Genomic DNA, 13,380 nt, shown 5'->3' with positions numbered 1-13,380 from the left:
GAGGCCCGGTCATGCGGACGGCCACTAGGCTCGCGGCGAGGATCGGCTGGACGCTGTTGGCTCTCGGAGTCCTGTCGGTCCTCATCTTCATCGCGATGAACTACAAGTCCCCCGAGGAGATCGCGCGCGCAGCCGTCGGACGGACGGCGACCCGTGACCAGTTGGACGCGTACGCGACGGCTCACGGGCTCTACGACCCGCTTCCCACGAGGTATCTGTCCTGGCTCGGGCATGCCGTGACCGGGGATCTGGGAGTTTCACCGATCACCAATCGGCCGGTCGCCGGAGTGATCCTGCCTGAACTCGCCCGCACATTGACGCTTGCCGGACTGGGGGTCGTCATCGGCATTCCCTCGTCCATCGCGCTCGGCACCTTCATGGCGCGACGCAAGGGGAGCCGGAGCGATATCGGGTTCCTGATGGCCAGTGTGGCTCTGGCGGCGACACCCGAATTCGTCATCGGACTCGGGCTGCTCATGATCTTCGGTGTGTGGCTGGGCTGGTTGCCCATCGAGAGTGGCTCGGCGTTCGCGTTCGGCACCGGCACCCAGCAGATCATGGCCTACGTCCTGCCGGCGCTCACGGTCGCTGTCGCGATCATCCCTCACATGTACCGTTTCGTGCGCACGGCCGTTCACGAGGGACTTCAGGCTCCATTCGTGGAGGCGGCGCGACTTCGCGGTCTCCCATCCCGAACGATCCATTGGGACTTTGTGATGCGCAACTCCGCCGCTCCCATCATCAACGCCGCTGCCTTCAACATCGTGTTCGCCGTCAGTGGACTTGTCGCCATCGAGACAGTGACGTCCTTTCCCGGAATCGGTGATCACCTCGTCCAGGCCATCGCCCAGGGTGACGCGATCACGGTCCAGGCGATCGCGCTGATCCTCGCCACGGTGGTCCTCGTGGTCTTTCTCCTCGCTGATCTGTTGACGCTCGCTCTCAATCCGCGACTGAGGCTGAGCCGATGACCACCACGCCAACGCCGCTGGACACGCAAGAGCTCTCGCTCGCACCGCGCGTCGGCCTGATACGGGGGACACTCTCGTCGGTCGCGGGGAAGATCGGTGTCGGGCTCGGCGGTGTCATTCTCACGGTGATCGTCTTTGGTCGCTTCGTGGCGCCCTATGACCCACGTGCGATCAATCTGGCGCCTCCGTTCAGCAAGCCGTCCGGCGCTCACCTCCTCGGCACGGACGAACTGGGCCGCGACGTGTTGAGCAGGCTCCTGGAAGGCGGCGGACAAGTCCTTCTCATTCCGCTCGTCGCGGTCGTGATCAGCGTTCTCATCGGGGGCGGACTCGGCGCGGTCGCCGCGTATCGGGGTGGACGCCTCGACGGGTTTCTTCGGCGCTCCTTCGATCTGGTGATCTCGATGCCGGTGCTTCTCCTGTCGCTGATCGCCGTTGCCGCTCTCAAGCCCTCCTTCTGGGTCCTCGTCCTGGTCGTGGTGGTCGCGGATGCCCCGCGCGCCGGGCGTACCGTTCGCACGCTGGTCAACGATCAGATCAGCGCGGACTACGTCCTGGCGGCACGGGCGCGGGGAGAGTCCATGTCCTCGGTGCTGCTGCGCGAGATCGCGCCCAACATCGTGGCGCCTGTGGCGGCTGACGTCGCGTTGCGGATCACGTACGGCATCATCGCGATCGCCACCCTCAGTTTCCTCGGTCTCGGCGCGCAGCCTCCGCACCCGGACTGGGGACTGATGATCAACGAGAATCGCGGGGGACTGACCTTCTCGCCCCTCGCGGTCCTGGCACCCGCAGCGGCGCTGGCGCTGGTGTCGGTCGCCTTCAATCTGACTGCGGAAGCCATTGCGCAGCACGTGGCCGGGGACGAGAAAGTGGTCGAGAAATGACGGTCGGCATGGATGATGCGGTGACGCTCGGAGTGCGTGCCCTTTCGGTCGGCTACGTCACCGCGGGCGGCGGTGTGAAGCGCGTTGTCGAGGGGGTCGACTTCTCGTTGCGGCCGGGCAGGGTCCTCGGGTTGGCCGGCGAGTCCGGGTCGGGCAAGTCCACCGCGGCGCTTGCCGCGCTGGGCTATGTCAAGCGGGGGGTCAGGGTCCTCGGTGGCCAATCGCTGCTGGACGGCGAGACCGATCTCCTGACACTGCGGATGGCTGACCGGCGCAAGCTCTGGGGCAGCCAGATCGCCTACGTTCCGCAGAGCGCCGCGATGTCGCTCAATCCGGGGACCACGGTCGGCAAGCAGCTCACCCAGGTACTGCGACAGCACACCGGTCTTCGGGGTGAGGCGCTGCGCGATCGCCAGATCGACCTGCTCACCGAGATGGGCCTTCCAGACCCCGCCCGAGCGTTGGAGAGGTATCCGTTTCAGTTCTCCGGCGGCCAGCAGCAGCGTCTCTCGCTCGCGATCGCGCTGGCAGGAGAGCCACGGGTCCTGTTGCTCGATGAACCGACCACCGGCTTGGACGTGACGACCCAGGCCCGGATGACCGAGCTGCTGCGGGGCCTTGTCGAGCAGCGCGAGCTGTCGGCTCTCTACATCAGCCACAACCTCGCCCTCCTGGGGCAAGTCGCCGACGACATCGCCGTCATGTACGCCGGGGAGATCGTCGAGCGCAGCGGCATGGCGAGTTTCGTCACCAGGCCGCGCCACCCCTACGCGCGCGCTCTGTGCGACGTCACGGCGGGCAGCGAGGAAGGCCGTCTCGTCCCGGGGATTCCGGGTACTCCGTCGGGCTCCGTCGTTCTTGACGCCTGCGCTTTCGCTCCGCGGTGTTCCTCGGCGAGTGACCAGTGCACCACGACCCATCCGCCGGTCGTCGAGGTCAGCTCATCGCACACGGTCCGGTGCCTGCGGGTCGCCGAACTCGATGATCACCGTGTCCTCGGCCGTCCCCGGCCGGCACTCACCTCGGGCACGGGACAAGCGGCGCGTCCGCTGCTCAGCGCCGACGCCATCTGGTTCACGTATCGCGGCGCGTCCGTCCCCTCGCTCCGCGGGGTGCGACTGCGGGTGGGTCCGGGGGAACGCGTCGGGATAGTCGGCGAGAGCGGCAGCGGCAAGTCGACGCTCCTGCGCGTCATCGCCGGCCTGGCCCCCGAGTGGGACGGCTACCTCGCCTTCGACGCCGAGCGGCTCGACCCGCAGATCGCGAACCGTCCCAAGGAGGTCCGCCGCGGGATCCAGATGATCTTCCAGAACCATGACTCGACGCTCAATCCCCGGCACACGATCGCAGAGATCCTGACCCGCCCGATCCGCCTCTTCCGTGACGACGTCGACCGAGGCGAGGAGGCCGCCACCGTCGCCGCGCTCCTCGACTCCGTGCGCCTGCCGACCTCGTTCGCGCACAGGTTTCCGCGCGAGCTTTCCGGAGGTCAGCGGCAGCGCGTCGCCATCGCTCGTGCCTTCGCCGCGAAGCCGCGCCTGCTGTTGTGCGACGAGGTGACCTCCGCGCTCGACGTGTCGGTTCAAGCGGCTGTGCTGGAGTTGCTCACCGATCTGTCGCAGCAGACGGGAACCGGGATCGTCTTCGTCGGCCACGACCTCGGCGTGGTCCGTACCATCGCCCACCGGGCGCTCGTCATGCGCGACGGCGAAGTGATCGAGGAAGGCTCGACCGACCAGCTCTTCAGCCTCCCGGCAGAGGACTACACCCGCGAACTCGTGTCGGCGTCGCCGAGGCTGGTCGCCAGCACGCCGCCGCAGACGATATGAAGGTCCCGGAGGACGGTGATCACCATTTCCGTCGGCCCGCACGACCAACGCCCAGGGAAAGGCGGATCGTGACGAAGCAGAACACCGATCGTGAGCTGCTCCTCAGGGAGGCGGACAACGCCCGCATCCGGCGCGTCGAACCGTTCTGGGTACCCCTCGACGACGGCACCCGGCTCAGCGCACGGTTGTGGCTCCCCGGTCATGCCGCCGCCCGGCCCGTCGGCGTCGTCCTTGAATATCTGCCGTATCGGACCCGTGACCTCACGCGTTCGCTCGACGACGAGACCGGCGACCGGCTCTCCGCCGGCGGCTTCGCCTTCATCCGGGTGGACATCCGCGGCACGGGCGAGTCCGCGGGCGTGGCAGGCGATGAATTCGAGGAATCACAGACCGACGACCTCGTCGAGATCATTGAGTGGCTCGCACGTCAACCGTGGTGCAACGGGTCAGTTGGTGTGCGCGGCTATTCCTGGGGCGGGAACGTGGGCCTGTACGCTGCGGCGCGCAACCCCGCCCCGCTCAAGGCCGTCGTCGTCTGTTGCGCCTGCGGAGACCGCTTCGCGCGTGACCTGCATTGGCACGGCGGCTCTCTCGGTCTGACCAACGTGCAGTGGGCAGCGGCCTTGAGAACCGTTCTCGGTATGCCCCCGGACCCGGCCGTGGTCGGCGAGCGGTGGCGGGACATGTGGCGGGAAAGGCTTGCGGCGGTCGACGCCGTCGGGGCGCTCTGGGTGACCCACCAGCGGGCCGACGACTACTGGGCGACCAGTTCCCCCGGAGCCGCGTACGGGGCGATCGACTGCCCGATCTACTTCGTCGGGGGCCAGCTCGACGGGTGGGTCGACGAGGCCGACTCCGTGCTGCGGAACACCGGCGGCCCGTGCAAGGCGATCATCGGCCCCTGGGGACACAGTTTCCCGCAGCACGGCGTGCCGGGACCCCGGATGGACTGGCTGGCCGAGGAACTGCGGTGGTGGCGGCATTGGCTGGCCGGCGACGAGTCGGAGCTCATGCGGGAGCCGGTGCTGCGGGTCTACGTCCAAGACGGCGCCGCCGCGCAATCGGGTCTCGGCTCCGATGCGCCGGGCCACTGGGCGAGCGTTGACTCGTGGCCGTCGGCCGGTGCCGGCCTGACCTACCACTTCGATGTGGACCGGCTCGTGCCGGAGACGGCAGATCCTGTGCGGCTCCCGGTACCCGACAAGGGTGTGGTCGGGCTGAGATGGCCGGAATGGGGCGCTCCCGACAAGGGCGCCGCCCATGTGGCAGGCGACCAGTCCGACGACGACGAGAAGAGCCTCACCTTCGACTCCGAACCGCTCGGCAACGACGTCGTCTTCATCGGGCGGCCCCGGGTCCGTCTTCGGGTGTCCGCCGACCAACCCGTCGCCATGCTGGGTGTTCGCCTTACCGAGGTCACGGCTGACGGCAGGTCCTGGCCAGTGAGCTTCGGCGTCCTGAACCTGACCCACCGCGACGGCTCCGAACGGCCGGCGCCACTCGTACCAGGCGAGTTCTACGACGTCGGGCTCGACCTTCGCTTCGTGGCCCGCCGCATCCGCACGGGTTCCCGCATCCGGGTGGCCGTCTCGTCGACGTTCTGGCCGGTGGCCGCCCTGCCCCCTCACAGGGTCGCCCTCACCCTGGAAACGGGTCCTACGAGTTCACTGTCGTTGACGCTGCTGGACAACGTCCCGCCGGCGCAAGCGGCGACGGCACCCGCCCTGAGAACGGACGCGGCACCCGACTGGACGGCGGTGCCGGAACCACGTGCTGCCGACAGCCGAGTCGCCCTGGTCACCGAGACCGCATACACCGAGGAGCCCATTGACGGCGTCGATGTCGTCGCCGGCTATGCCGACCGGTGTGTCGCCGAGACCGACAGCGTCCATCCCACCCGGGCACGCTGGCAGACGCAGGTGACGCGGACCCTGAACCGGCACACGACACGGGTCGAGGTCAGTGCCACGTGTGCGGTGACCTTCGATGCCGAGCAGTACCTCGTGGAGGAAGTGCTCAGAGCGACAGAGAACGGCGAGAACTTCTATGAACACCGCTCAGTCGCCGAGATCCCGCGTGAACTGACCTAGTCCAGGTTCACTGCCGGGCAGGTCGGTCGAGTCCATGCTCGGACAGCGTCTGGGCCCGGTCCGGATCGTCGGCCTGCCGGGCATGTCCCCCCTCGATCGTCCACGCGGTCCTGACCCGGTGCCGGATCAACCGGCGCTCCCGCGTCGACCGCGTCACCGGCGAGCCCGTCAGCAGCCACGAACACGATCATCCCGGCGTGATGCTCCGACCCGAGGAGGCCCGGACAACCAGAGTCGGCTCGATCAACAGCCCGGGTGCGGGATTCCCCTCGATCAGCCCGACCAGTTGCCGGACGGCTGACGTTCCCATGAGCGTCAGGTCGGTGCTCACGCTGCTCAGCGGTGTCTCCAAGAATGCCGCTTGGGGGATGTCGTTGTACCCCACCAGGGCGATGTCCTCGCCGATCTTCAGGGAGCGGTCCGCGATCGCGCGGCCGGCGCCAATCGCAGTGTGGTCGTTGGTGCAGAAGATCGCGGTCGGTCGTTCCGGACGGTCGAGCAACGCGTGCACGTACCGATGCCCGTCCTGGACCTCGAACCCGCCGTGCTCGGAAACCGACAGAGCGCCGACCGAGTGGCGGTGAAGCGCGGCAGTGAAACCCTGGAGCCGGTCATGGGCCGTCTGAGCGTCGAGGGGCCCGGGCACGGCCGCGATCGCCCGATGTCCCAGCTCCAGGAAGTGCTTGGCCACCAGGGCGCCACCACGGCGGTCGTCAGCCGCGACCGAGGCCGCGCTGGCCCCCCGACGCATCGCGTACATGTGCGGCACGTCGTTCAGGGCATGGGTCACGGGATCGTCATGGCCGATCTGTCCATCGCAGAGAACGAGCCCATCGACCTTCCGGTTGACGAGCCGCCCGACCGCTTGCCTGCGCAGCATCGGCTGGCCATGGGTGGCGACCACGGTGGACACATATCCCAGTTCTTCCGCGGCCTCTTCCATCGCGGTGACCAGTATTCCCATGACGATGTCACTCAGGGTCGGCACCACGAGTCCGAGCGTCCGCGAGCGACCACTACGCAGGCTTGAGGCAACCGCATGGGGCACATAGCCTTTCTCGGCCGCGAGCCGTTGAACGCGTTCGATGGTGGCGGCGGCAACCCTCTTGGTGTCTCCTCGGAGCGCGCGGGACACGGTCGAGACATCGACGCCGGCCAAATCGGCCAGCTCTTTCATCGTCATACCCCCCACACCGGCACCGCCCTCCCCCAGAACCGAACGTCGTCGCCACGCGAGTAACAAATTACAAGCGATGGCCAAGACTGCCTGGCTGATATGCCGTGCAAGTTTCGTTTCCGGTCCGTTTGTTAATTGCTCATGACCTACGTTGAACCGGCACAGAGCATGGTCCTACAGTTAAGCCAAACGATTGGCAACCAGGAGGACCACATTGGTGATTCGTCAGGGCCTGGGTAACCACCAAGAGGCGTTCTACTCACCGTCCGATGTCCCGCGCCCTCTCATTGTCAAGGCGGAAGGTCTCTACTACCTCACCGCCGACGGCACGAGGTACCTCGACGCCAACGCCGGTGCCGCAGTGGCCAACATCGGACTGGGGAATCAGCGGGTCGTCGACGCGATGGTGGAGCAGGGCCGCCGGATGTCGTTCTCCTACGTCCGCTTCAGCCGTCACGAGGCAAACTTCGAACTCACCGCACGCATTGCAGAGATGGCCGGCCCCGGCTTCGAACGGGTTCACCTCTCCAACGACGGCTCCGAGGCAAACGAGATGGCCATCAAACTGGCACGCCAGTGCGCCTACTTGGCGGGCAAGCCGGCCAAGCGGAAGGTCATCTCCCTGAACCCGGGCTACCACGGCGGCACCCTGGCCACAATGGGCTGGAGCGGCGACGCCGAGTACTCCGCTCTGTGGGGCGACATGACGGTGCCCTCGACCAAGGTGCCGGCGCCGTTGACCTACCGTCCGCCGACGGGGATGACGTCCGAGGAAGGCGCGCTGTGGGCTGCCGCGGAGCTGGAGCGAACGATCGTCGAGCTCGGGCCGGAGAACGTGCTCGCGTTCATCATGGAGCCTGTGGGAGGCACGGCGACCGGCGCCAACGTCGCACCGGACTCCTACCTGCGCGCGGTGCGTGACATCTGCGACCGTCATGACGTCTTCCTGGTCTTCGACGAGGTCATGTCCGCCACCCGAACCGGACGGTTCCTGGCCGCACACCATGTCCCGGACGCCCTCCCGGACATCGCCGTGATCGCCAAGGGCCTCGGTGCCGGATACGTTCCCCTGGCGGCCATCGCCTGTTCAGCCGACCTTGTCGCACGCCTTCGCGCGGTGGGCGGGTTCGATCTGTCCCACACCTACAACGCCAACCCCATCTCCTGCGCCGCCGGAATCGCCGTCCTCGACGAGATGCGTGAACACCACCTGATCGAGAACGGCGCCGAGATGGGTCACCTGCTTCGGTCCCGGCTCGACGATCTCGCCCGACGTTGGGAGATCATCGGCGACGTCCGCGGCCGGGGACTGATGTGCGGCATCGAGATCGTGGCCGATCGCCAGACCAAGCGGCCGTTCCCCGGAACAGCCAGAGCGGCGATCGAGTTCCGCCGCATCGCCATGGAGAACGGTCTGCTGATCGGTGGCCGGCGCATGAACAACGGCGCCTTCGGTGAGTACCTCATGCTCACGCCCGCCCTGATCATCACCCCCGAGCAGGTCGACAGCATCGTCAGCCGCATCGACAAGACCTTCGGGCTGCTCACCGACCAGCTCCACGCCCACGGCTTCCTCAAGGCATGAGCCCGCGAACCGCCACGCAGAATCGACATCACATGGATCTCGCCCACCTTCTCTTCCGCAGCGCCCAGCGACACCCGGACCGACCGCTGTGGGTGGCAACCCATCGCGAGACGGTCACCTACGCTCAAGGGGCGGCCCGAGTCGCAGCGCTCGCCAACGCGATCCTGAAGCGGACCGAACAGCGCTCCCGTGTCGTCATCCTCACCACCAACAGGTACGAGGGCATGGAGTCCTACTTCGGTGTCATCGCCGCCGGGTGCGGTGCCGTGACACTCAACCCGCGTGGCCACACCGACGACCACCGCCACGCCATCACCGACTCAGGTGCGAGCATCGTCATCGTCGACATCGACCTCGCCGACCGCATCGCCTACCTGCGCGGCACCCTGCCCACGGTCGAACACTGGGTCGCCTTCGGCGGCCGGGTCGAGGGCTATGAGGCGTGGGAGGACTGGATCTCGGCCGAGGAACCGACACGGCCCGACATCCTCATCGACCCGGATGACCCGGCCTGGGTCTTCTACACCTCCGGGACGACAGGCAAGCCGAAGGGGGCGATCGAGACCCATCGGAACCTGCTGGCGATGACGCAGCACTTCCTCGTCGAGCTCGGTCCGGACCTGGCCGCCACCGACGTGATCCTTCACCTCGCTCCGATCTCCCACGGCTCGACCAGCGTAGGGCTGCCCCACATCGCCGTCGGTGCCGCACATGCCTTCCCGGAGAACCTGTCTTTCGACCCGGCCGCCGTCTTCAGCACCATCGAGAAGCTCGGCGTCACGGCCACCATGCTCGCCCCGACGATGATCCGCATGCTCCTCGACGCGCCCGACGCAGGCGACTTCGACCTGTCCAGCCTGAAGTCGGTCGTCTACGGCGCGGCACCCATGCCCTTGAAGGACCTGGAAGAAGCCTTGCGCGTCTTCGGGCCCGTCTTCATCCAGTTCTACGGCCAGGCCGAGGCCGCTGCGACCATCACGTGTCTGCCCAAGGCGGCCCATCGGATCGATGGCGACCCGGCCGCCCTGAAACGACTGCGGTCCGCCGGACGGGAGACGATGGCCACCCGCATCCGCATCATGGATCCGGAAGGCAACGCTCTCCCGGCAGGCCAGACCGGGGAGATCTGCGTCCGCGGCGAACTGGTGATGGGCGGATACTGGAACCGCCCCGACGCCACCGCGGAGACGATCCGAGACGGCTGGCTCCACACCGGCGATGCCGGCTACCTGGACGAAGAGGGCTACCTGTTCATCACCGACCGCATCAAGGACATGATCATCAGCGGCGGCTCGAACATCTACGCCAAGGAAGTCGAGGACGTCCTCGGCAAGCTCGACGGCGTCCATGAGATCGCCATCATCGGCGTCCCTGACGCCATATGGGGGGAAGTCGTCGCCGCGGTGATCGTCCCGGTCCCCGGCGCGGACCTGACCGCCGAGAAGGTCATCGACTTCGCGCGCGCCAACATGGCTTCCTACAAGAAGCCCCGCCACGTCTGGTTCACCGACGCGCTGCCGACAAGCGCCTACGGGAAGATCCTCAAGCGCCGGCTTCGCGACACCTACGCGGCCGCGATCGATACGGCCACGACGGCGACGAAGAAATGAGTGAAGCCACCGGAACCACCGTGCCCCAGCCTCTCCGACACGTTCCCCTGGCCCAGGGCCACCGGAAACACCTGGGCGGCCATGACGGAGTCCGCCGGGTGGGACATGCCACTGCGCCACTCGTCGGAGACGGCCGGACATCACCCTGTACGCGAGACCACCGGCGTCTGACCGTCCATCCCATCGGGACCTGTGGGACGTCATTCCAGCCGGCCCGCACCGGCGATGACGGCTTCGAGATCTTCGTGCCAGTCGTCGATGCCGGAGGAATCCGGCGGGCTCTCCTTTGATCCGGCCCCGGCTTCGGTGCCGTGCCCTGCCGGACTCGCGTGTCGAGACACCCTCCGCCTGGAGGCGGGAATGCCGTACGGCCACGAGCTGACCGGGGACCTCACCCCTTTCGACGCGGGGCGGACCAGGCTCTCCGTCGGACTCGCCGGAGCAAGCCGCTCGCCGCGTGCCGGACAGGCAGTGGTCGACCGGGTGACGGGCGCCCAGGTCGGCACCGGCCCCGACGAGCGGCAGCCTGGTGGCGATGACCTACGTGAGCCCTGACCACGCGAGCAGGGGCACCCAACTCGCGGTCGGCGTCCCGCGGCATCAACGAGACGGTCGTCGTCGCGGAGCTGCCCTGCTACCGACGTCCGCAGTGAGACCGCAGGACCGAAGAGGAACAGAAGACATGACTCTCCCCAAGGAACCGCAGTACACCGCCGAACACGAGTGGTACTCGCTCTCAGGCGGTATCGCCGCAGTCGGCACACCACATGCGCGGCGGACGCGCTGGACGGCCTCGTCCACGACTAACTTTCCCCGGTCGGCGACGATCCTGACCGCAGCCGAGTGAGCGGCGCCGCCCGCCTCGCGGCGTAACCGGAATACCGCCCGACCTAACCGCTCCTGGATCCGAAACCGGCCAGGCCGACCGAAAGCTGCTGAGCGTGTGACTGCTTCGTCAACAAATCAAACCACCAGAGGGCCTTCGAGCGAGGACGTCCGCGCGCTCGCCACGGCGGTCGATGAGCATCGTCTGGGGAGGCTGATCAACGACCTGGCTGCCTTCGGCGCCCGCGACGACGGCGGCGTGAACCGGCAGGCCCTCACCAAGGACGACTTTCGGGGCCGCCGGTTTCTCATCGACCTCGCCCGAGGCTACGGTGCGACTGCCCACCAGGACACGATCGGCAACCTCTTCTTCCGGGTCGAAGGGTCAGACCCCCACGCCCTGCCTGTCGTCACAGGTTCCCACGCCGACAGTCAGCCGACCGGGGGGAAGCTGGACGGCGCCTACGGGGTATGCGCGGCCATCGAGGTGCTCGCTGCGCTCCGTGACAGCGGTGTGTCCCACCGTCGTCCGGTGGAGGCGGTGATCTGGACCAACGAGGAGGGCTGCCGCTTCCCTCCCGGATCGATGGGAGCTTCCGCGTTCACCGACCCAGGGCTGCTCGCAGGCTTCCTCGGGACCGCCGACAAGGACGGCATCACCGTCGAGGAGGAGCTGTCCGCTGTCGTCGCCGACTTCTCCGATGTCCCTTCACGTCCGTTGGGTGCTCCCTTGGCGGCCTTCGTCGAAGCCCACATCGAGCAGGGACCGATCCTCGAGGCGGTCGGCATCCCCGTCGGCGTCGTCCGGGGGATCCAGGGAACCCGATGGTTCGAGGTCGAGACCACCGGTGTCGCGGCACACGCCGGCAGCACCCCCAAAGGCGCACGCGACGACGCCCTGCGCAAGGCGACCGCCATCGCATCCGATGCCTACCGCCTGTTCGCCGCGGGTGACGACAACCTGCGGCTGACCATCGGCCGCATGAACGTCGCACCGGGATCGATCAACGTCATTCCCGAACGCGTCTCCTTCAGCGTCGACCTGCGGCATCCGGAAACCGCGACACTTGAGTCGGCCGAGTCCACGCTGCGCTCGATCGTGGCTTCACAGGACGGCGCGACGATCGCAAGGGTCATGGAGATGCCTCCGACCCCGTTCGACGAGGTCATCCAGCGGACTATCGCGGACGCTGCCCGGCTGCTCGGCATCCCGGCGGTGCCGATCGACTCCGGGGCCTTCCACGACTCGCTGCACCTGGCCGGGCACGCCCCGACCGGAATGGTGTTCGTACCCAGCCGCGGCGGTCTGAGCCACAACCCGAACGAGTACACCGACCTGACCGACTTGGCAACGGGAACGCGGGTCCTGGCGGCCACCGTCCTGGCTCTGGCCAACGACTGAACAACTGCACCCAAGGAGAAGGAAGATGACGAACCAGATCAATGACGTGGCCGCCGAGCTGGGACGCCGGTCCATCGCCCGCTTCGCCGGTCTCTCCACCTTCATGCGCCGGCCCTACAAGCCCGAACTCGACGGTGCGGAGATCGCCCTTGTCGGTCTGCCGTTCGAGTTCCAGAGCGGGCGGGGATCGGCGAAGCTCGGGCCCGCGCAGATCCGTGAGATGTCCGGTCTCATCCGCCAGCTCAGCTTCCATGGGGTAGCACCGTTCGAGCTCTGCGATGTGGTCGACGCCGGCAACGCACCGGTCAACCCGATGGACCCGAAGCTGAGCATCGACCTGGCCGCCGAGTTCGTCGCGAGCATCGCCGCGACCGGCGCCGCGGTTGTCGCCGCCGGTGGCGATCACGGTGTCACCTACTCCGCCATCAAGGGCCTGGTCGGCGACAACGGGCCGATCGCCCTCATCCACCTCGACGCGCATCCGGACGCCTACGACGACCCCTTCGGCGGGGACTACATCCACCACGGCAACGCCGTCCGTGCCGCCATCGAGCACGGCTACGTCGACGCGACCAAGACCATCAGCCTCGGTATCCACGGAACCCGGTTCATTCACGAGGACCGAAGCTGGCACAAGGACCATGGCATGACCCTGCTGACCATCGAGGACATCGACCGCATCGGGGTCGACGGGACGCTCGCCGAGGTGCGCCGCGTCGTCGGCGACTCGCCGGTGTACGTCACCTTCGACATCGACGTCCTCGATGTCCCCTACGCCTTCGGAACCGGAGCCCCCGAGCCCGACGGTCTGTCCATGAAGCAGGCCCTGGCGCTCGTGCGAGGATTCCAGGGTCTCGATGTCATCGGCGGCGACGTCATGGAGGTGTCACCGCCGTTCGACCCCAGTGGCCAGACAGCGCTCAACGCCGCCAACATCATGTTCGAGATCCTGTGTGCGACCGCGCTCGCATACGCCAAGAAGCGCGACGCGGCGGCCGAGTGAC

The 13,380-nt window shown here is 67.5% G+C and carries 11 protein-coding genes; 10 read left to right on the top strand and 1 reads right to left on the bottom strand.

Annotation, left to right across the window (positions count from 1 at the left end; translation table 11 throughout):
- The first annotated feature begins 11 nt into the window (after nt 1-11).
- The 4 genes from ACFZDK_RS48930 to ACFZDK_RS48915 all read left to right on the top strand — a co-directional run bounded on the left by ACFZDK_RS48930 (nt 12) and on the right by ACFZDK_RS48915 (nt 5,777).
- Nucleotides 12-971, top strand: a complete 960-nt coding sequence (locus tag ACFZDK_RS48930; protein ID WP_390983925.1) for an ABC transporter permease subunit — start codon at nt 12-14, stop codon at nt 969-971.
- On the top strand, nt 968-1,858 hold the full coding sequence (locus ACFZDK_RS48925; RefSeq protein WP_390034332.1) for an ABC transporter permease: 891 nt from the start codon (nt 968-970) through the stop codon (nt 1,856-1,858). Before ACFZDK_RS48930 ends, ACFZDK_RS48925 begins: the two co-directional genes overlap by 4 nt.
- Nucleotides 1,855-3,687 (top strand): oligopeptide/dipeptide ABC transporter ATP-binding protein, encoded by a 1,833-nt coding sequence (locus tag ACFZDK_RS48920; protein ID WP_390034331.1) that lies wholly within the window; start codon nt 1,855-1,857, stop codon nt 3,685-3,687. The genes ACFZDK_RS48925 and ACFZDK_RS48920 overlap by 4 nt, the downstream gene beginning before the upstream one ends.
- Nucleotides 3,688-3,755: 68 nt before the next feature.
- Nucleotides 3,756-5,777, top strand: a complete 2,022-nt coding sequence (locus ACFZDK_RS48915; RefSeq protein WP_390983920.1) for a CocE/NonD family hydrolase — start codon at nt 3,756-3,758, stop codon at nt 5,775-5,777.
- Between the two features lie 187 nt (nt 5,778-5,964).
- Here the strand turns inward: ACFZDK_RS48915 and ACFZDK_RS48910 are convergent, their stop codons facing one another.
- Complete coding sequence (locus ACFZDK_RS48910; protein ID WP_390034329.1) at nt 5,965-6,960, bottom strand: LacI family DNA-binding transcriptional regulator; 996 nt, start codon at nt 6,958-6,960, stop codon at nt 5,965-5,967.
- A 211-nt stretch (nt 6,961-7,171) separates the two neighbouring features.
- On the opposite strand from ACFZDK_RS48910, the gene ACFZDK_RS48905 reads away from it, so the two are divergent.
- The 6 genes from ACFZDK_RS48905 (at nt 7,172) to ACFZDK_RS48880 (ending at nt 13,379) form a co-directional block, all read left to right on the top strand.
- The gene (locus ACFZDK_RS48905; RefSeq protein ID WP_390983956.1) at nt 7,172-8,539 is read left to right on the top strand and encodes an aminotransferase class III-fold pyridoxal phosphate-dependent enzyme; all 1,368 of its coding nucleotides are present in this window, start codon (nt 7,172-7,174) and stop codon (nt 8,537-8,539) included.
- A gap of 32 nt (nt 8,540-8,571) precedes the next feature.
- Complete coding sequence (locus tag ACFZDK_RS48900; protein ID WP_390983916.1) at nt 8,572-10,149, top strand: AMP-binding protein; 1,578 nt, start codon at nt 8,572-8,574, stop codon at nt 10,147-10,149.
- Between the two features lie 225 nt (nt 10,150-10,374).
- The gene (locus tag ACFZDK_RS48895; RefSeq protein ID WP_390983914.1) at nt 10,375-10,704 is read left to right on the top strand and encodes a hypothetical protein; all 330 of its coding nucleotides are present in this window, start codon (nt 10,375-10,377) and stop codon (nt 10,702-10,704) included.
- 127 nt (nt 10,705-10,831) lie between these two features.
- On the top strand, nt 10,832-10,996 hold the full coding sequence (locus tag ACFZDK_RS48890; RefSeq protein ID WP_390034326.1) for a hypothetical protein: 165 nt from the start codon (nt 10,832-10,834) through the stop codon (nt 10,994-10,996).
- A 96-nt stretch (nt 10,997-11,092) separates the two neighbouring features.
- Nucleotides 11,093-12,376 carry a hydantoinase/carbamoylase family amidase gene (locus ACFZDK_RS48885; protein WP_390983910.1) on the top strand — a complete coding sequence of 428 codons (1,284 nt, stop codon included), beginning with the start codon at nt 11,093-11,095 and terminating at the stop codon, nt 12,374-12,376.
- A gap of 25 nt (nt 12,377-12,401) precedes the next feature.
- Nucleotides 12,402-13,379: an arginase family protein gene (locus ACFZDK_RS48880; RefSeq protein WP_390983907.1), complete on the top strand. Its 978-nt coding sequence runs from the start codon at nt 12,402-12,404 to the stop codon at nt 13,377-13,379.
- Nucleotide 13,380: the final 1 nt, after the last annotated feature.

The organism is Streptomyces sp. NPDC007901 (assembly GCF_042959465.1).
In the GTDB taxonomy this organism is placed as follows: domain Bacteria; phylum Actinomycetota; class Actinomycetes; order Streptomycetales; family Streptomycetaceae; genus Streptomyces.
Note: the sequence above shows the minus strand (reverse complement) of the source record. Positions and strands in the feature narration are given on the sequence as shown.

What these genes read in the sequence shown, in the direction of transcription:
- ACFZDK_RS48895 (WP_390983914.1), top strand. Translation starts at nt 10,375, where the DNA reads ATGACGGCTTCGAGATCTTCGTGCCAGTCGTCGATGCCGGAGGAATCC.
- ACFZDK_RS48900 (WP_390983916.1), top strand. Translation starts at nt 8,572, where the DNA reads ATGGATCTCGCCCACCTTCTCTTCCGCAGCGCCCAGCGACACCCGGAC.
- ACFZDK_RS48890 (WP_390034326.1), top strand. Translation starts at nt 10,832, where the DNA reads ATGACTCTCCCCAAGGAACCGCAGTACACCGCCGAACACGAGTGGTAC.
- ACFZDK_RS48910 (WP_390034329.1), bottom strand. Translation starts at nt 6,960, where the DNA reads ATGACGATGAAAGAGCTGGCCGATTTGGCCGGCGTCGATGTCTCGACC.
- ACFZDK_RS48880 (WP_390983907.1), top strand. Translation starts at nt 12,402, where the DNA reads ATGACGAACCAGATCAATGACGTGGCCGCCGAGCTGGGACGCCGGTCC.
- ACFZDK_RS48925 (WP_390034332.1), top strand. Translation starts at nt 968, where the DNA reads ATGACCACCACGCCAACGCCGCTGGACACGCAAGAGCTCTCGCTCGCA.
- ACFZDK_RS48920 (WP_390034331.1), top strand. Translation starts at nt 1,855, where the DNA reads ATGACGGTCGGCATGGATGATGCGGTGACGCTCGGAGTGCGTGCCCTT.
- ACFZDK_RS48930 (WP_390983925.1), top strand. Translation starts at nt 12, where the DNA reads ATGCGGACGGCCACTAGGCTCGCGGCGAGGATCGGCTGGACGCTGTTG.